Below are 23,190 nucleotides of genomic sequence, written 5' to 3' on the forward strand. Positions count from 1 at the left end.
CGCAAGATAAGTATGCCCTAAGCCTCTGGAAAAAAAGGCATAGTTTATGATGTGAGTTTAGCATCACTATATCACCATAAGCTATTACTTCTCTGTTCAATCTGTAAAATATCCCCCTCGCGGGATTATTTCTTGACAATGATTTTGCCTTGTTATAGAAGTTTTTCTCACGCCCTCGTAGCTCAGGAGGATAGAGCGATTGATTCCTAATCAATAGGCCACATGTTCGAATCATGTCGAGGGCGTTTAAAAAGCGGGCGGGCTGTTCCACCCGCTTTTTTTTATCTCTGGGTAACATCTCTGACAATTGCGGTGAATCCCGCGCTTTTACCTTCCTGTTCAATAATCTGCATACTGAACTCTATTATAAGCTTTTCGCCGTCTTTCCGTATGGCCGGAACCTTGAGCATTCTGCCGGAATAGGCTGTCCGCCCGGTTTCAAGAACCTTGTAAAAACCGTCCCAGTGTCTTTTCCTGTGTTTTTCGGGGATAATAATATCAAGATTCGCCCCCGCGGTCTCAGCGGCGGAAAAGCCGAAAATTCTTTCACAGCCTCTGTTCCAGTAAGCAATATTTCCGTCCGCAGTTACATACATTATTCCGTCGTCCGCCTTCTCAGCCATCTGAAAAATAATATCCTTCATCTGCCGCCTCTCTTCTCTGACCTTTTAAGGAAAAATATCAGCAGCACCGACAAAGCCGCCATCAGGGTATAAACCATGAAGCCCTGTCTGTAGCCCGCGTCGCCGTTTCTGCCCACATATGAGGCGAGAACAGGGGGCAGCACAAAGCCGCCGAAGGCTCCAAGTCCGCCGACCCAGCCCGCCGCACCGCCTATGGCTTCGGGAATATATTTCGGAACGAGTTTGAAAACTGCCGCATTATTAACCCCCATGCCTATCGCCATAAGCATTATGCCGAAAACGGTGAGAGCGAAGTTTCCGGTGAACACCACAATAACCGAACCTGCGCCCAGAACGGCAACAGATATGAGCGATGCCGCCGTTCCCCCTATTTTATCAGCAAAACTGCCCCCCGGCACACGGAAAAGCGAAGTGAGCACCGCATAAAACGCAGTGAGGAAACCTGCCGCAGTGACGGAAAAGCCGTACAGCGACTGCCAGAATGTCGGGAACCACGCAGTGAGTGCGATAAACCCGCCGAAGGTTACGAAATAAAGCAGCACGAGCATCCACGTATACGGATTGGAGGCTGATTTGACAAGGGTGTACACCACGCCGCCGGAAGGGAAAAGCTCCTGCTTCTGCGAAGCCTCAGAGTAAAGGTCAGCGGCAAATCCCTTCGCATCCTCGGCTGAAGCCCCCTGTGACAGTGCCTGAAAATACGGCGCATTGAACGCGGTAAACCAGTAAACGCACACCCCGGTGAGGAGGATCAGGCTCCAGACGACATAAGCAGCAGGAAGGGACATTACGGATAAAGCCAGAGGCAGCAGGAACGAAAATATCCCCGGAGCGAGGTTCCCCAGCCCGCCGAAGGTTCCAAGAGCCCAGCCCTGCTTCTTCTGCGGAAACCAGTAGGCCACCTGACTTATCCCCACTGAGAATGTGGCTATGCCGCAGCCGCTGAGAAAACCGAAGAAAAGGATCAGCGGGTAAAGTTCCGCTGTCATGTTGTCCGGGTATCTGGTGAGAAAAAGGGCAGACAGCCCCACCATTCCGGTAAGCGCAAGCAGAAGGAGAACCATAAACGGTTTCCGCCCGCCGTCCTTATCCACCCATGCGGAAAAAGGGATGCGCAGAAGCGAGCCGGACAGGGCGGGGATAGCCACCAGCAGCCCCACCTGCGCAGGGCTTATGCCCATTATCACCTGCAGTTTTTTTGCCGTCGGCCCGAAAAGGGCAACCGCCGCAAAACCGAAGAAGAAACCAAGAGTGGCTCCCGTAAGCCCCTTGAGGGGTGAGCCTTTTGCTGTGTAGTTCATAGCTGCCTCTCCTTATTTATTCCATCTGAATATTATGTGCGGGCGGAAAGGATATTTCAGCGGCACGGCAAAAACATGAATCAGCCTTGTGAACGGCAGAGCCGCAATAATCAGGAACATGTTAAGAACATGGAGCCTGACGACAAGGGGCAGAGCGGTTATCACATCCCCCTGCGGGCTGAATTTCAGCACGGAGAGAACATAAACAGAGGCGTTCGAGGCATACCAGTTGATGCCCCATTTGTGAAATGCCGAAATATAAAGCCCGCTGAGCACCTGAAAAACAAGGAGTACAAGCACAAGCCAGTCTCCCGCCTGAGTCTGGGAGAGTGCGTATCTGTCCGAAAGTTTCCTCAGAATCAGCGCGCCAAGCCCGAAAAGGCAGAGAAGACCCGCCGAAAAGGCAAGGGTTTCAAGGGCTGCGAGCACCCCCAGATTTCCAGTGAGCCTCAGCACAAAAGACGGCGCAATAATTCCGATCACGTGTCCGGTGAGGACAATGATTATTCCGTAATGCCACGGAACAGAGCCCCACAGCTTTCTGTTTTCCAGAAACCCGCCTGCGCGGGTGCTTATTCTGTACCTGTTGTTCCCGTAAGCAGTCACTGTACCGAAAACAGCAGCGGCCAGAGCAATATATGGGAATATATTAAAGAATGTGTTCCAGTTCATCTTCCCCTCCCTTGAGGCATTCATCAGCAAATTTCTGCAAAGAGCGGTAAATCAGCCCGTAGGCGCTTTTTTCAACAGCAGATGCGGAGGCGATGCATTCCGCCGCGCGGGAGACCGCCTCTGTCAGCTCCGTACATTCCCTTTCTCCCCTGAAACTTATAAATTCCAGCAAAATCGGGATGTAATCCGGCAGTTCGCCCTGTGTCCGTTCAAAACCGGCAGAGGCGTATTTACCCGCCAGTTCCGCCATAAAGCCCGCCCGCCTTCTTTCATCGCTGAAAAGGTGAAAGGCGGCATAGGGCGCTGTGTCCTTTCCGAAATCGAAAATCCTTGTAAACTCCTCCTGAAGTGCGCCTGTATCCGGCGGTATAAGGGCGAAGCACCCTTCCGCCAGCCCTGCGTATTCCAGTCTGCGGCAGTGTTCCCTCACAGCGGACAGGTCAGACGGATAATCCGTCAGTACGGAGAAGGATTTAAATATATTTTCAGCGCTTGTTTTTTCCATGGTTCAAAAACCCCTCTGCACCCTGCATTTCGTATGAGCAGCCGTTCTCCCTGCGGGACTTGGGTATCACGAATCTTCCTGCAAAATTGGTAAGGGACGTAAGCCTGTAAGCCTTTTCGAGATCCTGCCCGTTCCAGCCGGAAAGAGACACGCCCTTTTCCATAAGCTCATTGTCATCAAGCCCCTTGCCGCGCATGTAACTCCTTATGCCCAGCAGTTTTTTCAGCGTATCCTCCACAGCAGCCTCGTTGCCTGCGGTGAACACCGAAGCCAGATACTTAACCGGAATGCGGAAGTTTTCCATTGTCATATCCGTTTCCGCCTTGCGCAGAACAGGCGACAGGGAAGGAACATAAAACACCATGGGGAATGTCCTGAACTCCGGGTGGAGCGGCAGGGCAAGTCCGAACTCCTTCACGAAGGCATACACAGGGGAATTTTCCGCCGCCTGAATCCAGTCCGGTTCTATGCCCGCCTTTTTCGCGTTCTTTCTGACCTCCGGATCGGAAGGGTCGAGGATACAGCTTCTCAGAGCATCAACAAGGCTTTCCTCCGGCGCGTCCAGAACCTGAATGAGCCTGTCGTAATCGTAAAGGAGAACTCCCGTGTAGCGGATGCGCCCTACGCATGAATGAGCGCAGGCGGAGGGTTCGCCGTTTTCGCTTTTCGGATAGCAGAAGATGCACTTCTCCGACTTGCCCCTGTCCCAGTTGTAATAGATTTTTTTGTAGGGGCATGCGCTGACACAGTATCGCCACGCACGGCATTTTTCCTGATCGTTCAGGACTATGCCGTCCTCCCCCCGCTTATAGATCGAGCCGGAGGGGCAGGCAGCCGCGCACGCCGGATTGAGGCAGTGGTTGCACAGACGGGGAAGGTACATCATAAAAATTTTCTCAAACTCGCCGAAAAGCGCCCTGTCCTCATCTGTGAGGTTGGGGTCATTCGCCGCGTATTTCTTTGAACCGCCGAGGTCATCGTCCCAGTTGGGGCCTGCCTCAATATTCATGCTTTCGCCCGTTACGCGGGATTTGGCTCTGGCTATGGGCTGGTTAGCACTTTCCGGAGCGTCCATGAGATTGGCGTAGTCATATGTGAAAGGCTCGTAGTAATCTTTCATCACTGGCTGGTCGGGATTATGAAAAATACGTGAGAGTATTCCCCATTTGGAGCCCGCCCTGAGCACGGGGGAGCCGTCCTTTATCTCCCAGCCGCCGCGGAATTTTGCCTGATCCTCCCAGTTTTTCGGGTAGCCGGTGCCGGGACGTGTCTCAACATTGTTCCACCACATGTATTCCGTCCCTTTTCTGTTTGTCCAAAGGTTCTTGCAGGTGACGGAGCAGGTGTGGCAGCCTATGCATTTATCAAGATGAAGAACCATCGAAAGTTGCGCCCTGACATCCATAATCAGTACCTCACTTCATTAAGTTTTCTTATTTTCACAAAGGTTTCCCTGTTTACACCTATGGGGCCCCAGTAGTTGAAATAGTATGTGAACTGCCCGTAGCCGCCCGCCATGAGGGTGGGTTTGAGCCGCACACGGGAGAGGCTGTTGTGCACGCCGCCCCTTTTGCCTGTTGACGGGCTCAAGGGGACATCTATGGTGCGTTCCGGCGCATGGTACATCAGGCACATTCCCTCAGGTATGCGCACACTGACCACTGCCCTGCACACCACATTTCCGTTTCTGTTGCTCATCTCCAGCCAGTCGTTGTCGGTTATGCCCGCTTTTTCCGCGTCCTTCTCACTGAGCCATACGCACTGGCCTCCCCTTGAGAGGGTGAGCATCCTTTCATTGTCAAAGTATGTGCTGTGAATGTTCCATTTTCCGTGAGGGGTGAGGAGGTTGAGCACAAGCCCGTCTCCGCCCTCCGTTTCGCCCAGCATTTCCATATCCAGCTCAGGCTTGTAAACCGGAAGGTTTTCCCCCGCCTGAATGTACATTTCATGATCCAGATAAAACTGCTGCCTGCCCGTGAGGGTGCGCCACGGCACAAGATCCTCAACATTGAGCGTGTACGGGGCGTAGGTTCTCCCCTTTTCTATCTTGCCGCTCCAGCAGGGGGAGTTGATTATCCTGCGGGGCTGGCGGGTTATCTCGTCAAATGAAACCGAGTACTGCTCATACCCCTCAACAAGATGCGCAAGCGGCCTGCCTGTCTTGGCTTCAAGATCCCGGAACGCTTTCAGTGAAACCTGCCCGTTCCCCTCCGGCGCAAGGCGGAGAATTGCGGAAGAGGCTTTCAGCGCTGTTGACACATCAGCCATCTCCTCACCTTCCATATATCTTGAACCGTTGATCTTTTTCAGGTCGTCATATTCCTCTCTGCTGTTCCAGCTAACGCCGTGGGCGCCTATGCCGTTTTCCCTTATGCTTTTGCCGAGGGTTATGTATTTTTCGTGTATTTTTCTGTAATCACGCTCCACAAAGGTAAGCTTGGGCATGGTTTTGCCGGGTATGGGGTCTTCGTGGCCGTATTTCCAGTCGGTTACATTTTCCTGAGCTATCTCGTCCGGGGAATCGTGGGCAAGGGGGGTCGCCACAAGGTCGTAAACCGGCTTCGGGAAATGCGCCGATGCCGTTTCGGAAAATTTTTCGGCTATGCGGCGGAAGATCTCCCAGTCGCCTGCGGATTCCCAAAGGGGCGCAACAGCCTCTGTCAGCGGGTGCACAAAGGTATGCATGTCGCTGGTGTTGAGGTCGTTCTTCTCATACCATGTAGCGGCGGGAAGAATTATGTCCGAATAAACGGCGGAGGTATCCATGCGGAAGTTGAGATCCACTATGAGATCGACCTTTCCTTCCGCCCCCTTTGCTCCTTTTATGTTCTCGAATCCGAAGCCTGTCTCCTCCGCGTGGACTGAGTGATCCGTGCCGAGAACATGCTTAAGGAAGTATTCATGCCCTTTTGCGCTGGATGATATGGCGTTTCCGCGCCAGATGTACCACACGCGGGGAAAGTTCTCAGGATTGTCCGGTTCCTCTACAGCGAACCTCATCTCCCCTTTTTTCAGTTTTGAGGCGGTTATCTTCATGGCTTTTGTCTTGTCTCCGTCAGCCTCGCGGAGAACCTCCTCTGCTGCGTCTATGGAGCTTCCGCAGAACTGCGGGTAGAAAGGCAGCCAGCCCAGCCGGACAGCTTTTGCATTGAAATCCGCGGAGTGCTGTTCTTTGAATTTCTCCTTATCAGGCACTGCGAAGTAGTCGAATACCGAGCCCTCATACCTGAACTGATCCGAGTGGATGTACCAGAAAGACGGAGCGTTCTGGAGCCTCGGAGGCTTGCACCAGTCTCCTGCCATGGCAAGGGCGGACCATGAGGAGAGCATCGCCACTTTCTCCTGCCCGACATAGTGCGCAAGTCCGCCGCCGTTTACCCCGACGGAACCTGTAAGCATAAGTGCCATTATCGCTGCTCTGTACGAAAGGTCTGAATGATACCATTGATTTACGCCCGCTCCGATTATAATCATGGAACGGCCGCCCGTCTTCTCAGCGTTTTCGGCGAACTCACGGGCAACCTTAATAACCGTCTCCGGCTCTATGCCTGTGAACTGCTGCTGCCATGCGGGGGTGTACGGGGCGTTTTCGTAATAGTTTTCCCCCGCGCCGAGGCTGGCACGGAGTATGTCAAAAACGGTGGCTACATATACATCACCGTGAACGGTTTTTATCCTTTTCGCTCCCGCTTTTCTTTTAACCGGGGTGTATTCACCCTCCGCGCCGTAGCCGTCCGTGCAGAGTTCAACCTCGGCATCACTGAAGGTGAGCACGGGCGAACGCTCCGCCCCCTCTATCCCGTCTGTGCTTTCGAGATTCCATTTCCCCTTTTCCTTTGCCCATCTGTAGCCTATGGTTCCCTTGGGGGAGTAGAGCGCCCCTGTGGACTCATCCATGAGGAGCATTTTCCACGCCGCGTTCTCCTCGCCCGCAAATGCGTCAATGTCCGAGGCGCGGAGATACCTGCCCGCCTTAAAGCCGTCTTTGGTCTCCTCAAGCCTCACGAGGAAAGGAAGGTCGGTGTATTTCTTCACATACTCCGTGAAGTACGGCGTGTCCTTTTTATTGTAAAACTCATTTATTATCACGTTGTTGACAGCAAGCCAGAATGCTGCGTCCTGCCCTTTTTTTAAAGGAACCCAGAGATCCGCATGCTTAACCGCCTGACTGTAGTCCGGAGAAAGCACCACAACCTTTGTTCCCTTATATCTTGATTCCGCAAGGAAGTGGGCATCGGGCGTTCTCGTCATGCTGACGTTGGAGCCCATGAGCACAGTGTACATGGAGTTGTACCAGTCGGCACTTTCACACACGTCAGTCTGCTCGCCCCATATCTGCGGTGAGGCCACAGGGAGGTCGCAGTACCAGTCATAAAAGCTGAGGCATGAACCGCCTATGAGCTGCAGAAATCTTGCGCCCGCCGCATAGCTCACCTGAGACATGGCAGGGATCGGGGAGAACCCTGTTATCCTGTCCGGGCCGTATTTTTTGACAGTGTAAACTGTTGATGCGGCAATGATGTCAAGAACAGTGTCCCAGTCTGTGCGCCTTAAGCCGCCCTTTCCTCTTGCCTGCTGAAAGGATTTTCTCGCCGCCTCGTCCGTCATTATGGATTCCCACGCGGCGACAGGATCTGCGAAGCGTTTTCTGGCGTTAAGCCACAGGTCAAGGAGCCTCCCCCGCACATAGGGGTATTTCACCCTCAGCGGGCTGTAGAGATACCATGAGAATGATGCTCCCCTCGCGCAGCCTCTTGGCTCATAGTTGGGGATTTCGTGATCAAGCTGCGGGTAGTCCACCGCCTGGAGCTCATTGGTGACAATGCCGTTTTTAACGTAAATATTCCAGCTGCAGCTTCCTGTGCAGTTCACACCGTGGGTGCTTCTCACCACCTTGTCATAGGTGCTGCGCACACGGTAAAAATCCTCGCCCGCCCTTTCCGCGGGTTTATGTATATCCTTCATATGGTCAGTTTTTTTCACTGTCATTCCCTGCCTCCTCTGCGGCGGAACACAAACCGCAAAAATAGCGTCAGCACAGCTGCCAGAACTGCGCCCGCGGCAATATGATTAATACCGAACAGCTTTCCGCCTCCGAAATCCCTGAGCAGCTCCTCAATATCCCCGTCAGTGAGGGGTCTTGCGGCATAGGCCGCCGCCATAACCTCAATGGGGATATTCTTCAGAAAATCAGCCGCTCCCTCTGCGCCGAAATCCTCTGCAAACCCGCTTATATCGGATGCCAGATAGCCTCCCTCAAGCCCCATAGCCGAAACGGAATGACATGAAATACACGCAGGAGACCTGCCTGATGATTCAGTTAAGATACCCGCCTGAACAGGGGAAGGGGAAAAGGCCGTGAAAACCGCAATGAGTGCGGCGAGTAGAAAAATAACCTCGTTTTTCATAAATCACACCTTTAGAATTATGTTCTAAAGAAATAATATATTAGATTAGTATGAATAAATTGATCTTGATCAATTTTCCGGGTTATGCGGATTTTTATCCTTTAGAATCAACACTATCAAGAAATGTAAAGCTTGTGAAGGAAATCAAACATTGTTATCTGATAAATTTTGTCAACTGCGGTTGTCTAAATTATATGAAAGCGGCGTTTATCAGCGTCTTCGTGTACTCATTCACCGGGGATGACAAAACAGCCTCTGTCAGGCCTTCCTCAACCTTTTCGCCGTTTTTCATCACTATAACCCCGTGACAGAGTGAACGCACCAGATGCAGGTCGTGGCTGATGAAAATATATGACATATTATAGGTTTTCTGCAAACCTGCCAGAAGATCCATCACCTGAAACTGAACACTGCGGTCAAGGGATGAGGTAGGTTCATCAAAAATAACAAGCTTAGGGCGGAGTATCACCGCTCTGGCTATGGCTATCCTCTGGCGCTGACCGCCTGAAAACTCATGGGGATAGCGGTTCATCACGTCAAAAGGCAGCCCGACATCCTCCAATGCTCTGCGGGCGGCCTGTTCCGTCTTCTCTCTGTCCTTTTCACCGTGGGCAGTGAGCCCTTCTGCCACTATCATTCCCACGGTCATCCTTGGGTTAAGACTGCCGAACGGGTCCTGAAACACAGCCTGAATATGCCGCCTTCTGTTTCTCAGCGCATCCGGTTTAAGGGCGGAAAACTCCCCGTCCATAAACATAACCCTGCCGGAAGATGGTATAAGCCGCAAAACAGCCTTCATTATTGATGTTTTGCCTGAGCCGGACTCACCGACTATGCCGAGGCTCTGCCCCTCTCTCACGCAGAAGGAGACAGACTTTACCGCAGCCACATCATTCTTTTTGCCGAATTTTGCCCTGCCCTTATAGGTTACGGAGAGATTTTCGGCGCTCAGCACAACGTCTCCCGCTGTTACGGGTTCACTGATTTTAACATCGCCCCTGCTCACCAGCTCCGCGGTGTATATGTGTTCGGGGCTGCGGAAAATTTTCTCAGTGCTCCCCACTTCCGCCACGTACCCGTCCTTGACCACCACAACTCTGTCCGCGTAGGCTCTCACCACGCCAAGGTCATGGGTAATCAGCAGAACGGACATGTTCAGCTTGGCCTTAAGCTCCGCCAGAAGGTCAAGAATCTGTTTCTGCACAGTCACATCAAGGGCGGTTGTGGGCTCATCCGCTATGAGCAGCTTGGGACTTGAGGCCAGAGCGGCGGCTATCATTATCCTCTGCCTTTCACCGCCGGAAAAGCAGTGCGGAAAGTCTCCCAGACGCTTTTCGGGGTTTCTTATGCCGACAAGGCTCAGAAGCTCCAGAGCACGCCGTGCGGAATCCGCCCTGTTCATCCCCTCCACCGCGGTGAGGCGCTCGGTTATCTGTTTTTCTATGTTATGCAGCGGGTTAAGGGAAACCATGGGCTCCTGAAAGATATAGCCTATCTCCCCGCCCCTCACCCTGCGGAGGGTGTTTTCATCCGCATCGGTGAGTTCAAGCCCGTCAAAGACTACGCTTCCGTCTTCTATCACCGCTCCGGCATGCTTCATCAGCCCTGTTATGCTCTGAGCGCATACAGATTTCCCTGAGCCGGACTCACCTACCACAGCCAGTGTCTCACCCTGATTCATGTGAAAGCTGAAATTTTTTACAGCCTCCACCCTGCCCGCTTCCGTATTGAATGTTACTTTCAGATTTTTTATTTCAAGGAGTTTATCCGTCATTTTCTGTTACCTGTGTATCTGGGATCGAGAGCGTCACGCATCCCCTCCCCTATGAAAACCAGCAGACTCAGCATAAGCGAAACCGTCACAAAAGCTGAAATACCAAGCCACGGGGCATGCAGATTCGACTTGCCCGCCGCAAGCAGTTCACCTATGGAAGGCGAACCCGGAGGCATGCCGAAACCTAGGAAATCAAGGGAGGTAAGAACACCTATGGAGCCGCTGAGTATGAACGGCAGGAATGTCATGGCGGCAACAAGGGCATTGGGGAGTATGTGGCGGAACATTATGACCGAGTCCCGCACGCCGAGAACACGCGCCGCCTGTACATATTCAAGCTCCCGCCCTTTGAGGAACTCAGCCCGCACCACGCCCACAAGGCTCATCCACCCGAAGACTGACATCAAGAGAAGCAGCCACCAGAACCCCGGCCTGATCATGCTGCTGGCAAGAATAAGCAGATACAGCATGGGAATGCCCGACCATACCTCCATGAACCTCTGCCCCCAGAGATCCACTCTTCCGCCGTAGTACCCCTGCAAAGCGCCCACAAGCACGCCTATTACGGATGTAACAAGCGTGAGCATGAACCCGAACAGTACGGAAAGCCGGAAACCGTAAAGAAGCCTCGCAAAAACATCCCTCCCCTGATCGTCAAGCCCCAGAGGGTTGGAAAGGGACGGCGGTGTCGGCGGCGGTGTGTCAGTGTCGTAATTTATGGTGTCGTAGCTGTAGCGTACCGGAGTCCAGACTGCCCAGCCGTTCTCCTCTATTGATTCCAGCATGAACGGATCACGGTAGTCCGCCTCGGTATCGAAAAAACCGCCGAACTCGCTCTCTGTATATGTGAACAGAACCGGAAAATACAGCTTTCCGTTGTATGACATTATAAGGGGCTTATCATTGGCTATTATCTCCGCGCAGAGGCTCATCAGAAACAGAAAGGAGAACATGATAAGCGAGTACCATGCCCGCCTGTTGTAGCAGAAACGCCTGAGCCTTCGTTCGGTAAGGGGCGAAATTCTCATTGTTACCCCCTGTCCGCCGCTTTGAAGGAGATGCGCGGGTCAACCAGAGTGTATGTAATATCACTGATTATGCCCAGCACAAGCCCCATGAGCGTGAAGATGTAAAGCGTTGAAAACATCACAGGATAATCCCTGCTCATGGCGGCCTCAAAGCCCATGAGCCCCAGTCCGTCCAGAGAGAATATAACCTCTATGAGAAGGGAGCCTGTGAAAAACATTGATATGAATGCGGCTGGAAAGCCGGAGATGACAATAAGCATGGAGTTGCGGAAAACATGGCCGTAGAGTATGCGCTTTTCCGTTAACCCCTTTGCTCTGGCGGTGGTTACGTACTGTCTGTTTATTTCATCCAGAAACGAGTTTTTGGTCAGCATGGTCAGCGAGGCAAAACCGCCTATCAGCATGGAAACAACGGGAAGGCACATATGCCAGAGATAATCCAGAACCTTCTCCCACAGGCTCATACCGGCGAACCCGTCGGACACAAGTCCCCTCAGCGGGAACCACGCAAAATAGTTCCCCCCTGCGAAGAAGATTATGAGGAGAACGGCAAACAGAAACACGGGGATCGCACTCCCCATTATCACAGCAAATGAGCTCCACACATCAAACCTGCTGCCGTGGCGGACAGCCTTTTTTATGCCCAGAGGAATGCTGATCAAATAGACAAGGATTGTCGTCCACACACCCAGCGAAACTGAAACGGGAAGCTTTTCCTTTATCAGTTCAATCACGCTTTTATCACGGAAAAAGCTCTCGCCGAACTCGAACATCACAAAGTCTTTCAGCATTTTGAGGTAGCGCTCATGCACCGGCCTGTCGAAACCGTAGAGCTTTTTCAGCTCCTCAATGAGCTCAGGGGATATGCCGCCGCCGCGGAACATTTCAGCAGCGGATGAATCCTCCCTGAGAGCGCTGCCGCCGGATGAATCATCATCCTGCCGGAGGGCACGCTGCTCCGCTGTGACCTCTTCCCCGGTCATGCGGGCTATCATGGTTTCCATAGGCCCGCCGGGAGCCATCTGCACAAGAAAAAAGTTTATGGTGACGATCCCCAGCAGAGTGGGGATCACGAGAACCAGCCTCTTCAGAATATACGAAAGCATCACTTACCTTTTAATCAGACTGTCGATCTTTTTCTCTTTTTCAGGCTCTATCCACCATGAGCCGAAGCCGAAACTGTATTCGGGCATCTTTTCCGGTTTGCCGAACTTGTCCCAGTATGCGATCCGGTATCTGTCGGAATAGCCGGAGGGGATAAAATACCATCCGTTCAGAAGCACCCTGTCCAGCGCTTTGGAATATGTCACAAGGCTTTTTCTGTCCTTTGCGTTTATTATCATATCCACCAGTCTGTCCACAGCGGGGTCTTTTATGCGGGCGTAGTTTCTGCTGCCCGCCTCGTCCGCCGCCTCGGAGTGCCACATGTTGCGCTGTTCGTTCCCCGGTGATTCGGATTGCTTTACTGCGGTATAAATCATCATGTAGTCCTTTGCGCGCACCTTATCCACAAACTGGGTGGAATCCATGTACCTGATGTAAAAGTCTATGCCTATGCGTTCAAGGGCTTTTTTGAAGGTCATCAGTTCCTTTTCGATGGTTTTGGAGGATGTGGTTATCTCCAGATAAAGGGGCTTGCCGTCCTTCCCGGTCATTTTTCCGTTCACTGTGCGGTAGCCCGCCTGTTCGAAAAGCTGCACAGCGGTTTTCAGGTTTTCCCTGTTGTTCCCGCTGCCGTCCGTGGAGGGAAACCTGAACTGCGCCCTGAGCAGTTCATCCCCCGCATCAGGCTTAACCTGTTTTATCACGGCCGCAACATCCGCCGCGGGCACTGCGCCGCAGGCAAGTTCAGAGTTTGAGAAGAAGCTGTCGTGCCTTTTATCCTGATCGAAGTAGATGTTTTTGTTTATCCAGTCATAATCATAGGCATAGTTGAGCGCCTTGCGCACAAGTATATTATCCAGAGGCTTAAGTGCCGTGTTGAACACTATGCCTTTCATCCCCTGCGGGTTTTTGTGAGGTATCTCTTCCTTTCTGATCAGCCCCATGTCGAAATATTTTCCGGTGTAGCCCCTGTACCATCTGCGGCCGGAGCTTTCCGCAGTGAAATCGAAGTGCCCTGCCTTGAAGGCCTCAAAGGCTACTGTCTGATCCCTGAAATATTCAAAGACAATTGTATCGAAGTTATTCTGACCAACGTTAACCGGAAGCTTCTCACCCCAGTAGTCTTTGACCCGCCCGAAGGTTACTCTTTTTCCCGCTTCAAAGGAGGTGATTCTGTAAGCTCCGCTCACAGGCGGGATCTCAAGGGATGATTTGGAGAGATCCCTCGTCTGCCAGAAATGTTTGGGGATTATGGAAAGCTGACCGGCTATGAGCGGAAGCTCGCGGCTGGTCTCCCCTTTTGCGAAGTGAAACTTAACCCTGTGCTTTCCCAGTGCCTCAGCCTTTGTTATCAGGTTATAGTAATTACGGTAAAACGGGCTGACCTCCGTGATTTTCTCAAAGCTGAAAACAACATCATCCGCAGTGAGCGGTGTTCCGTCGCTCCATTTCGCTTCGGGGCGGAGGTTGAATATCACCCATGAATAATCGTCCGGATACTCCATGGTTTCGGCTATGAGGCCGTAATAACTCAGTGACTCATCAGCGGAGGAGGTCATCAGGCTGTCATGGAGATAACCTGTGGCCTTTATGGAAATACCCTTCGGCGCAAACGGGTTAAAGCTGTCATAAGTGCCGTACATGGCTCTGCGCAGCGTACCCCCTTTCGGAGCTTTGGGGTTTACAAATTCAAAATGCCTGAAATCTGCGCCGTATTTCAGTCCGTCAGTGAGCGAGAAACCGTGGGTTTTTGTGACACCTGCCTCCGCCTGAGAAAAAAACAGGCAGAGGGCAAGCATCAGAAGCAGAAGTCTATTCAACTTTTGCCTCCGGGTTGTACGAAGCAACGAAAATACGCATATCCTTCATATATTCCGCCGCAAACGCATTCACGATTTCAAGGCTCAGTCCGCTGACTGTCTCCTTGCGCTCCGCAACGGAGAGAACGGGCTCATCCCTGATAAAGTCAAAAATAAGGCTGTTAACCCAGAAGCGGTTATCCTCACCTGCTGCGTCATACTGAACATTCTGCTGGTTTTTCGCAGTTTCCAGTTCCTTTAAGGTTACGCCGTTTTCCGCTATGTCATTTATGATTCCGGCTGCTTCTCTGACTATCTCGTCCCTTCTGGCCGGGTCGCAGGTGAATGACACTCTGCCGGAGAAGACTGTTTCAGGATAGTCAGAGTAGCTTACAGCCGAGCTTATGGAGTAAACTCCGCCCATGTTCTCGCGGATGTTCTCACGCATTCTCTGATCCATCACCCGCCTTAAGAGTGACGAGATGTACCTGCCGTTTGCGGTGTACTCCACGTCCTTATCGAAGCGGATCATCACCGTGGATCTGTTTTCCACATCGCCGAACCCTTCCGCCGTGCCGGACTTATCTCTGAGCCTTACGCCCCTGTCAACCGCAGCGGCATTAACGTTCACCGCAGGCAGACCGCCCAGATATTTGCGCCCCAGTTCCGCTGTTTTGTCTCTGTCAGCATCGCCTGAGATTACAAATATGAAGTTGTTTATATCGCCGAAGTAAGCTTTATAGATCTTCATCAGCTTCTCAGGGGTGATATTGGGCAGATCCGCAGCCAGCAAATGTCCGCGTCTGTATTTGTCATTAAGCATCTTTTCCGCAACATCACGGAAAAATACGGTCTTTTTGTCCTTCTCGGCGCTTTCCAGTGAGTTGGCAGTTGATTTCATCAGCGCGTCAAATGCGTTACTGTCTATGTCCGGAGCGGTTAAATATTTGTAGATAAGCTGAAACATGGTTTCCATGTCCTCGCTGTCCCCGCCTCCGCCGAAGTCAAATGTACTGCCTGTAACTGACGGGGCGGCGTTCACCCTTTTACCTGCAAGGAATGTCTGGAGTTCTCTCCTGCTGATACCCTGAAAGCCGCTGGAGACAAGCGCTCTCTGCATGAAATCAGCGTAGAGTATCTCCTCATCCCCCATTACGGAAAAACCGCCGGGCTTCTTCGCTGTAAGCATGAAGCGGTTTTTGTCCACAGGGTTACTTTTTATGAAGAGACGCACACCGTTGCCGTAGGTGATAAGCTCGCCGTCAACATTTGCGAAGATTTCCCTTGATTTTATCACTCCGCCTTGCGGCTCTTTATCAATTATTTTATCCAGAATCCCGCGGGAGGCTTCCGCCTTGATTTCACTTTTTTCCGCTCCAGACTGGATTTTCAGGAATTTTTCCTCTGTGACGGATATTTTATCCGCGTCGCGCTCAGGCATGGTCAGAATAACCATACGGCTGTTACTCAGCAGAAGCCTGTTGAACGCTTCGTTATAGTCTTTTATATCAGTCTCGCCGAAGATCCTGTCCAGAAGCGCCTTATCCTGTGTAAACTCTGTAAGGTGTCCGCCGAACGTGTCATAGTCGGCTATCATATCAGCATATTTTGAGGACGGATATTTGTAGTCGGGGCTGGCTGCACGCTCAATGTTTGTCTTCTGGGATGTTATGAAATCCCTGAGTTCATCCGCATTGAAGCCGTAGCGTCTTACACGCTCAATTTCAGTGAGCATCTCACTTATGTCCGAATCGATTGTTTCGGGCCGTGTGGTAACGGAAAACCTTGTGAGAGCAAGGCTGTCCGTCATGCCGGATTTTCCGGCACGGAAAGAGAGGAGCTCACTTTTCTTCTCAAGTATCTTCGCCGAAACACGCTTGTTCAGCATGCTCATTGCACCGCTTTCAAGCACGTTCTGCTTAAGGTGTTCGTAGGTTTCCACTCTCCCTTCTCTGCTGAAAAGGTTGTAGGAGAGCGAAACAGAAGTCGCTTCGGGGTCGGTTATAGTCCGTACCCTCAGCCCTTCCCTGAACGGGACCGATGTATCCGCCTTTTCAGGCGTTTTCTTCGCTTTAAGCGATGTAAAGTTCTGTTTGATGAGCTTTTCAGTCTTTTCGGGGTTAATGTTCCCCACAACTATGACGGACATATTCTCAGGAGTGTACCATTTATCGTAATAGCCTTTGAGGAGTGCCTTATCAGCTGATTCCACAACCTCCATGAGCCCGATGGGGTCTCTCAGAGGATAAAGCGAGCCTTCCAGAAGATATTCCCTTGCCATATTGCGTATGCGGCTGCGCACATCATTGCGCATGCGCCACTCTTCCGTTATGACACCCTTTTCGCTCTCAATCTCTTTTTCATCAAAAGTTATGCCATCTGCCCAGTCACGCATTATTTTAAATGAGTCTGTAATAAGCTCATCTTTTTCCGCGGGAACGCTGAGCTGGTAGTTTGTGACCTCTGATGATGTGTAGGCGTTGGTGTGCTGCCCGAAGGTCAGCCCCACTTTTTCCATAAACTTGATCAGGTCGTTCCCTTCGAAGTTCCTTGTGCCGTTGAACGCCATATGCTCCACAAAGTGAGCCACACCGCGTTCGGCCTCAGTTTCGTTCAGGGAGCCGGTTCTGACATTGAGGCGCATCTCCACCTTGTCCAGAGGGAGATCATTCTGCCTGATGTAATATTGAAGGCCGTTTTCGAGTTTGCCGTAAATAATTTTATCGCTGAAAGGAAGTTTCTCCTGAACTCCCGCCTCGGAGGCAGGGCTCAGCAGACAGACACCCGCCGCTGCAATTACAAATGCGCACAGAAGCCTGCGGACATCCTTAACTGTTTTTATCATCATTTTCCTCCATATATTCAAGAAGTTTCATGGCACGTTTGCCGTATTCGCTGTTTTTTCCTGTCATTCTGAGAAAACGGCGCGCATTTGCCTTATCACCGGCCTTATAATAGGAAAGCCCGGCCATATAAGAGCCGTACGACCTGTTCCCCTCTTTTTCCGAGGCCATGGCAAAAGTTTCTGCCGCCCTGCCGTAATCCTTTTTCATAAAATAGGTGACAGCCTTTGAGCTGAGTGCCTTGTCAGAGCATCCGGAGGCTACGGCTTTATCAAATATTTTTATGGAGTTTTCAAACTGTCCGGCTTTTCTCGACACATTTCCCGCGAAAACCATATCACGGCATTCCAGACGCACCTCATTCATGGCTGCGCCGAAAAACTCAGCCGCTTCATCATAGACCTTTGCGCGCGCCAGAAGTTTCGCCGCTGTCACCTTATCCGCCCCGCCTATGTTGCCTGTGCGGGCGTATGTTCTCATGGCGGAAACACCCTCTTTTGTTTTTCCGTCCTCAAGGGCGAAGGCGGCGTAATATTTCCACCATTCGGGGTTCTGGGTCGCATCTATCCTGCCTTTCAGCATGGAATAGAAGGCATCCTTCCTCCCTGCGCGGAAAGTCGCGGCGAGAACAGCCTTCGCATCGGAATCATCCATCCCTTTAAATTCAGCCGGAGTGATCACTGATGCGGCTTTGCCCCACTGCTGGTCAGCGAAATAGACGGAAAGAAGAATCTTCTTCTGCTGCATATTCAGGCTTGTAAGTGCGGCAAGTCTGTTCAGAAGCTGCTCCGCCTTTTTGTATTCCTTATTCTCATAAGCAAGAAGAGCTGCGTTTTCCCACATCTGCGTGTTGTCCCCGAAGAAAACCGCGCTGTCCTCAAACTCCCTCATGGCGCATTTTTTATCCTGCTTTTTAAGGCATATGTTGCCCATCAGCATGCTGTGCAGACCGTGAGGCGCATCGGGGAACTGTTTTCTGTATTCCCGTACAGCTTCCTCGGCCCTGCCGTTTTCGCCTTTTTCATAAAAGCCGTGAGCCTTGTTATAGGCAGTACGGGCTTCCGCAGTGAGTCCTTTTTCGGCATCCGAAGCATAAACGCTCACGGACACCGCTGATAAGAGAATTATTAACAGCTTTTTCATCAGTATTTTTCCAGTGTAAAGTTTACAACAACTATCATGCGCACATTAACCGTTTCGCCCCCTTTGATGGCGGGGGTGAACTTCCATTTCCGCACAGCGGCAAGCGCCGAGCTCTCAAAAACATTAGGCGGTTCTGCCTTAACCGTCTGCGGGTTAACCACGTTTCCGTTTCTGTCCAGAGTGAAGCTGACAGTTACGCTCCCTTCTATCCTGTTGTTTACGGCGTATCTGGGGTAATCGGGTCTGACGTTGACAGTCTGTCTCGGTCTGTTGTCCAGTTCGTTCAGGTTGTAAACAGCATCGGAAGGGGCGGAAACAGGCTGCGAGGGAGCGCTTATACTAGGGAGCGCCGTGGGCTGAACCTTCACCTCTGAAACCTGAATACTTATCCCCGTGTCTCCGGCATCAACATCAGCCTCTATGGGCATTTCCTGCATCAGCGGCTGCTGGGTGGGCACACGCTCGGTCTCCGGTTCCTTCGGCAGTTCGTGCTTTTCCTGCTGTATTTTTTCCGCAGCCCTCTCATTCATCATCACACGGAAGGCATCGCCCCGGTCTGATGTGTCGAAATTGTGCTCGCGGTTCATCGTAATGAACAGGGAAAATACCAGCAGCGTCATCACAAAGGCCAGCAGCCATTTGAGCATATTTATGCCGAAGTAGGAGAGCCTGCTCACTGTCCGCCCTTCGCCGCCAGACTCACATGGTTTACACCTGCGAGGCGGCATTGATCCATTATTTCAACAACTGTTTCAACCCGTGCGTTTTTATCGGCTATAACAACAGCCGCCGCCTTCGGGTTGTCGGAAAGCATTACGGACACCCTGCCCCTTACGCTTCTTATATCCACTTCCTGATTATCCATGAAGATACGCCCGTCACCCGTCACAGCTATGAGCACGGAGGAATCCTCCTTCTTCTGCGCTGTGGCGGCCACGGGTTTTTCCACCTCTATCCCCGTCTCCTTCACAAAGCTTGTCGTGACTATGAAGAAGATCAGAAGAAGGAATATGAGGTCGATCATCGGTGTCATATCTATTGAGGATGAATTCCCTGAGGAACGTCTCGCTATACGCTGCATGACTGCCCTCCGATATAGGTTATTTTTTCTGCATTGATTTTGTTTATCAGCCTGATTTTAAGCCTCTGGAGAAACGGAAGCGCCACAAGCCCCGGTATAGCCGCCACAAGCCCCCACATAGTGGTGGACAGCGCGCTTGAAATGCCGTGGGCTATCATGGCGGGCTCGCCTGTTCCGCTTTCCGCCATTACACTGAAAGCTATGAGCATGCCCCATACTGTACCCAGAAGCCCCAGCATGGGGGCCGCTGCTGTGCCTGTCTTTATCCCTGAAAGCCTGTGTTCAAGCATTCTGATGTATTTGCCGATATACGGCGCAAGCTGTTTTTCGTTCTCATAAACTATGTGCAGAGCGTTCAGTTCCGCGCGCACCTTCCCGGTGATGCGGGAAACGCTGCTCCCCTTTTCGGGCAGCAGCAGCCAGCCGTATAGAAACAGCCTGTCTATTATGCAGAACCATATGTATATGTTCAGGAAGAAGATTATGGTCTGAACAGTATTATCTGTGACTACCCTGAAGATTTCGCCTATCATTTTTCGGTTCCCGCTGAGTTGAACACCTTCATGCCCGCCTCCTGAAGCCTGTCCAGAAGAGTTTCGGCGCGTCTGGCGAAGAATGTGTGCACAAGCATCACAGGTATTGCCACTATGAGGCCGAACATAGTCGTTATAAGCGCTTCGGAGATACCGCCCGCCATCAGCCGGGGATCGCCCGAACCGTACAGCGTGATCACATGGAAGGTGCTTATCATCCCTGTCACAGTGCCCAGAAGACCAAGCATAGGCGCAACAGCTGCGCAGGTTGAAAGGTGAGAAAGGTTTCTCTCTATAACCGGCACTTCCTTAAGAAGAGCCTCATTCAGTATGTTTTCTCTGGCCTGCAATGTGCATGTGCGGAAAGGGATTATCGCCATGCAGACTCTGCCCAGAGGGGATGATTTTATGCTTTCGGCGCTCTTAAGCGCCTCGTCCGTTTTTCCGGCCTCAAGGTTTGCGGCTATTTCATCCACTGTGTCCAGAGCGCCGAGCCCTTTGAAGTAAAGGCTGTACGCCCTTTCGAATGCCAGCAGCAGAGCAAAGACCGCCACAAGGATAATCGGAATTATCAGAAGTCCGCCCTTTTTAAGCTGGGAAAGGAGTGTTATTTTGTTCTCCCACTGTTTGAACACTGCACCGCCGGAGAAATCCAGAGACATATCGTCTGTTTCCCCTTTGAAATATTTATCTATGAGACTGCGCTCTTTTGAAGGAACGCCCGCAACCTTCTGGAGCCCCCCCTCAAGATTTCTGGCTAGGTATCCGTATTCGTTTCCGTCTTTATACACATCCGCAAATGTGCCGAGGGAAAGCACCTGAACGTTTTTCAGGGTTCCGTCGGTATCAGTTACAGACATATCGCGCAGGCTGACCTTTGAAGCATAGCCTATGAAATCCACATAGCTGTCCGCAAGGAAGTTCAGCTTGAAAAGGGGCTCTTCACCTTTTTTAAAGAAGTCTCCGTCCCCCGGAACAGCGTAAGAAGGATATTCCTGAGACATCACGAAAAAGTCCTGCATAGCCGCCTCCACAGCGGCCTCAATCTGTGTGAAGCTGCTGTTTTCACGCCCAAGGGCTTCCCTGTTGACGTTGATTGCCTTTATGTAGCCTTCGCTCTCCCTGCGGAGGGCATCCGCTTCCCTGTCAAGGGCTGCGAGCTGTCTTTCCAGTGCCTCAACCTCGCTCTTCATTTTCGCGCGGTCGTTTCTGAGCGTCTGGAGTTCTTTTTCTATGGTTCTGGAAACTGTTTCAGATTCCTGAACCAGATCCCTGTATATAACTCTTAAATCTTTGGCAAATACTGCGGCGGGAATAATCAGAAGAACCGCCATTACGGCTGCGAGTTTTTTCATTTTACTTCTATCCTCCCTACGGGCAGAGTCACAAGAGCTGGCATCCTTTTTCTGTTAACCAGTTCACCCGCTATGATAACTTCTCCTGAATATTTTGAATCAAGCCTTTCAAACTGCCCTGAGGAAGGGTTGAAAAATGCCGCCGTTGTTCCGTCCGGCGTTGTGAAAAAGGCCGCAAGCCCGCCTGAGCGAAGTACATAACCGTTGAGGGTTTCACCGCTCACATTCACGCTCATGGTGCGTATTTCTGCGTATCTGGACATGTCAGCCTCCACCTTGTACGCCTCCATGACTCTGCGCACTTTTTCAGCGGGGAGGACATCCGGCGCGGCGATGAAAGCGATGAGGCCTTCTATGCGGTCGCGCCTTTCCTGAACCGCAGCCTCGTCACCCGCCGCGGCTTCCGCTCCGAGCTTTTCAAGCAGGTAGGAAAGCGAAGTTTCCAGACCTGTTTTCAGCTTCTGCCCTTCGGCTATTCTCGTTCTGCTTCTTTCTGCTTCCGTTTTGAGCTCCGCTGCTGAGGATTTCAGGCTTTTCAGATAAGCCTCCTTCTCGGCAACGGCTCTTTTGAGGTGTATGTACTGCTGTTCGAGATTAATTTTCTCTTCCTGCCATTTTTCATTCTCAGAGTAGAAGCCGCTCTTTTTGTCGTGGATATTCTTCTGCAAATCCAGAATCTTATCCGCATCAGCAGCGTAAGCGCTCCCCGCAATCATTACGCATAAGGCAATAAGGGCTTTGTTCATATTTTATTCCTCCCGAATCCGTCCAGAAGCAGCAATGCGGCAACAGCGTAGATTCCGCCCGCAAGAACAAGTGCAGTGTCAAAAGGCAACGCCCTGTTCCTTGTTCCGCCGAAAATCCTGAACGCTGCGTAAAGCGCTGCCAGAACTGCGGAAAATATAAATGCGGCGTGCGGTCTGTCACTGAAATCCATGTTCAGATAGCTGCCGTACTTGTCCGGATGCTTTGTATTTATCTGAAAAGGGAACACAGTGTCATAAACTACTCTGAATGCTCCCCTTATTCTTCCTTCATATGGGTAGAAAAACTTCTTTTCAAACCCATAGTTTTTATCAGCCACATAGACATGCTCGCCGTTTTCATCAGTAATTTTCACTGTCATGTTCAGCGGATCCTTCACATATCTGAACATCTGCTCAAGAGGTCTGTAGTTCTCCACGGGAAGTTTTTTTAATCCGTACTCTTCCTTCATCATGTGGTAGACGCCGCCGTCTGAGGTTATGAGGAAACCGTAATAAGGCAGATAGTGGTTTTCCGCGACTTTGATATAGAGAATCTCACCGTCCGGTTTTATATCTGTCCGTTTTATCAAAGGCTGTCCTTTAACCTGCATAAGATGGAAAACATCCCCTGCGCCGTCCTGAACAAAGTAGCCGAAGTCATATGACTTTCTCGTTGTGGGGTTTCCGGCAACCATTCTCGGCGGGAAAACAAAGCCCGCATCCCTGAGAGCGTTTGTAAAGAGTGTGCTCTTCTCCTCATCAACAGCGTTTCTGACACCGTTTATAAACTCCATACGGGACGTTATGCGGAAGAGCTCAGAGGGCATCTCTATCTTTGTGAAGTCGCTCTCGGCCTCAAAAAGCGGGTAAAGCTTGATTCGCACCTTGTCCCCGTCTATCCAGTAGGAGTGAATATTCACAAAGTCCCTGTCATTGGATGCCTGCTCCGCCGTAATATGCTCGCCGCCCACTGTTTCGGGGTACATACCCCATTTCTGGAGATCCCTGAACTGTATGAAAGGGATAAGCTTTGTGTATTCACGCGCGCTGTATTCATTGCCTGCGCCGTCATAATATTTTCTTGAGCCTGACCTGTCCTCAAGGCTGTAGACTATGTCCTCAATCACCTTGCTGTAGAAGATTGCAGGCCTTTCAGCCCTTTTTCCGAACGTTACAGTGTAGATAAAAGGGATAAGGCTGCTGAACGAAATCACCGCGGCTATGAGGAGGAGGTATCTTGATAAAAGCTTCATC

General features: G+C 51.4%; 19 protein-coding genes and 1 tRNA gene. 1 reads left to right on the forward strand and 19 read right to left on the reverse strand.

Annotated elements, in window-relative coordinates; translation table 11 throughout:
* Positions 1-171: 171 nt before the first annotated feature.
* Positions 172-245, forward strand: a tRNA-Arg gene (locus tag OSQ85_RS03545).
* A gap of 36 nt (positions 246-281) precedes the next feature.
* On the opposite strand, the gene OSQ85_RS03550 is transcribed toward OSQ85_RS03545, so the two are convergent.
* The 19 genes from OSQ85_RS03550 to OSQ85_RS03640 form a co-directional block, all read right to left on the reverse strand.
* Positions 282-644 carry a PAS domain S-box protein gene (locus OSQ85_RS03550; RefSeq protein WP_265821341.1) on the reverse strand — a complete coding sequence of 121 codons (363 nt, stop codon included), beginning with the start codon at positions 642-644 and terminating at the stop codon, positions 282-284.
* Positions 641-1,945, reverse strand: a complete 1,305-nt coding sequence (locus OSQ85_RS03555; protein ID WP_265821342.1) for an MFS transporter — start codon at positions 1,943-1,945, stop codon at positions 641-643. The genes OSQ85_RS03550 and OSQ85_RS03555 overlap by 4 nt, the downstream gene beginning before the upstream one ends.
* A gap of 12 nt (positions 1,946-1,957) precedes the next feature.
* On the reverse strand, positions 1,958-2,617 hold the full coding sequence (locus OSQ85_RS03560) for a respiratory nitrate reductase subunit gamma (RefSeq protein WP_265821344.1): 660 nt from the start codon (positions 2,615-2,617) through the stop codon (positions 1,958-1,960).
* On the reverse strand, positions 2,595-3,122 hold the full coding sequence (locus tag OSQ85_RS03565) for a nitrate reductase molybdenum cofactor assembly chaperone (protein ID WP_265821346.1): 528 nt from the start codon (positions 3,120-3,122) through the stop codon (positions 2,595-2,597). The genes OSQ85_RS03560 and OSQ85_RS03565 overlap by 23 nt, the downstream gene beginning before the upstream one ends.
* Complete coding sequence (gene narH, locus OSQ85_RS03570; RefSeq protein WP_265821347.1) at positions 3,103-4,527, reverse strand: nitrate reductase subunit beta; 1,425 nt, start codon at positions 4,525-4,527, stop codon at positions 3,103-3,105. The genes OSQ85_RS03565 and narH overlap by 20 nt, the downstream gene beginning before the upstream one ends.
* A gap of 2 nt (positions 4,528-4,529) precedes the next feature.
* Positions 4,530-8,111, reverse strand: coding sequence for a nitrate reductase subunit alpha (locus tag OSQ85_RS03575; protein WP_265821348.1), 3,582 nt, complete (start codon positions 8,109-8,111; stop codon positions 4,530-4,532).
* Positions 8,108-8,530, reverse strand: a complete 423-nt coding sequence (locus OSQ85_RS03580; protein WP_265821349.1) for a hypothetical protein — start codon at positions 8,528-8,530, stop codon at positions 8,108-8,110. Before OSQ85_RS03580 ends, OSQ85_RS03575 begins: the two co-directional genes overlap by 4 nt.
* Before the next feature lie 190 nt (positions 8,531-8,720).
* Positions 8,721-10,304 carry an ABC transporter ATP-binding protein gene (locus OSQ85_RS03585; RefSeq protein ID WP_265821351.1) on the reverse strand — a complete coding sequence of 528 codons (1,584 nt, stop codon included), beginning with the start codon at positions 10,302-10,304 and terminating at the stop codon, positions 8,721-8,723.
* Positions 10,301-11,332, reverse strand: a complete 1,032-nt coding sequence (locus OSQ85_RS03590) for an ABC transporter permease (protein ID WP_265821353.1) — start codon at positions 11,330-11,332, stop codon at positions 10,301-10,303. Before OSQ85_RS03590 ends, OSQ85_RS03585 begins: the two co-directional genes overlap by 4 nt.
* A 2-nt stretch (positions 11,333-11,334) precedes the next feature.
* A complete protein-coding gene (locus tag OSQ85_RS03595; protein ID WP_265821354.1) occupies positions 11,335-12,438 on the reverse strand; it encodes a microcin C ABC transporter permease YejB in 1,104 nt (367 codons plus the stop codon).
* Between the two features lie 3 nt (positions 12,439-12,441).
* Positions 12,442-14,256 carry an extracellular solute-binding protein gene (locus OSQ85_RS03600; RefSeq protein WP_265821356.1) on the reverse strand — a complete coding sequence of 605 codons (1,815 nt, stop codon included), beginning with the start codon at positions 14,254-14,256 and terminating at the stop codon, positions 12,442-12,444.
* Complete coding sequence (locus tag OSQ85_RS03605) at positions 14,249-17,083, reverse strand: M16 family metallopeptidase (protein ID WP_265821358.1); 2,835 nt, start codon at positions 17,081-17,083, stop codon at positions 14,249-14,251. The genes OSQ85_RS03600 and OSQ85_RS03605 overlap by 8 nt, the downstream gene beginning before the upstream one ends.
* Positions 17,064-18,221: a tetratricopeptide repeat protein gene (locus OSQ85_RS03610; protein ID WP_265821360.1), complete on the reverse strand. Its 1,158-nt coding sequence runs from the start codon at positions 18,219-18,221 to the stop codon at positions 17,064-17,066. Before OSQ85_RS03610 ends, OSQ85_RS03605 begins: the two co-directional genes overlap by 20 nt.
* On the reverse strand, positions 18,221-18,898 hold the full coding sequence (locus OSQ85_RS03615; protein WP_265821362.1) for an energy transducer TonB: 678 nt from the start codon (positions 18,896-18,898) through the stop codon (positions 18,221-18,223). The genes OSQ85_RS03610 and OSQ85_RS03615 overlap by 1 nt, the downstream gene beginning before the upstream one ends.
* Positions 18,895-19,302: an ExbD/TolR family protein gene (locus tag OSQ85_RS03620; RefSeq protein WP_128467068.1), complete on the reverse strand. Its 408-nt coding sequence runs from the start codon at positions 19,300-19,302 to the stop codon at positions 18,895-18,897. Before OSQ85_RS03620 ends, OSQ85_RS03615 begins: the two co-directional genes overlap by 4 nt.
* Positions 19,290-19,835 carry a MotA/TolQ/ExbB proton channel family protein gene (locus tag OSQ85_RS03625; RefSeq protein ID WP_265821365.1) on the reverse strand — a complete coding sequence of 182 codons (546 nt, stop codon included), beginning with the start codon at positions 19,833-19,835 and terminating at the stop codon, positions 19,290-19,292. Before OSQ85_RS03625 ends, OSQ85_RS03620 begins: the two co-directional genes overlap by 13 nt.
* Positions 19,832-21,190, reverse strand: coding sequence for a MotA/TolQ/ExbB proton channel family protein (locus tag OSQ85_RS03630; RefSeq protein ID WP_265821367.1), 1,359 nt, complete (start codon positions 21,188-21,190; stop codon positions 19,832-19,834). Before OSQ85_RS03630 ends, OSQ85_RS03625 begins: the two co-directional genes overlap by 4 nt.
* Positions 21,187-21,936 carry a DUF3450 domain-containing protein gene (locus tag OSQ85_RS03635; RefSeq protein WP_265821369.1) on the reverse strand — a complete coding sequence of 250 codons (750 nt, stop codon included), beginning with the start codon at positions 21,934-21,936 and terminating at the stop codon, positions 21,187-21,189. The genes OSQ85_RS03630 and OSQ85_RS03635 overlap by 4 nt, the downstream gene beginning before the upstream one ends.
* Positions 21,933-23,189, reverse strand: a complete 1,257-nt coding sequence (locus OSQ85_RS03640; protein WP_265821371.1) for a DUF4857 domain-containing protein — start codon at positions 23,187-23,189, stop codon at positions 21,933-21,935. Before OSQ85_RS03640 ends, OSQ85_RS03635 begins: the two co-directional genes overlap by 4 nt.
* Position 23,190 lies beyond the last annotated feature (1 nt).

Origin of the sequence: Geovibrio ferrireducens, assembly GCF_026226615.1 — a bacterium.
Classification (GTDB): domain Bacteria; phylum Chrysiogenota; class Deferribacteres; order Deferribacterales; family Geovibrionaceae; genus Geovibrio; species Geovibrio ferrireducens.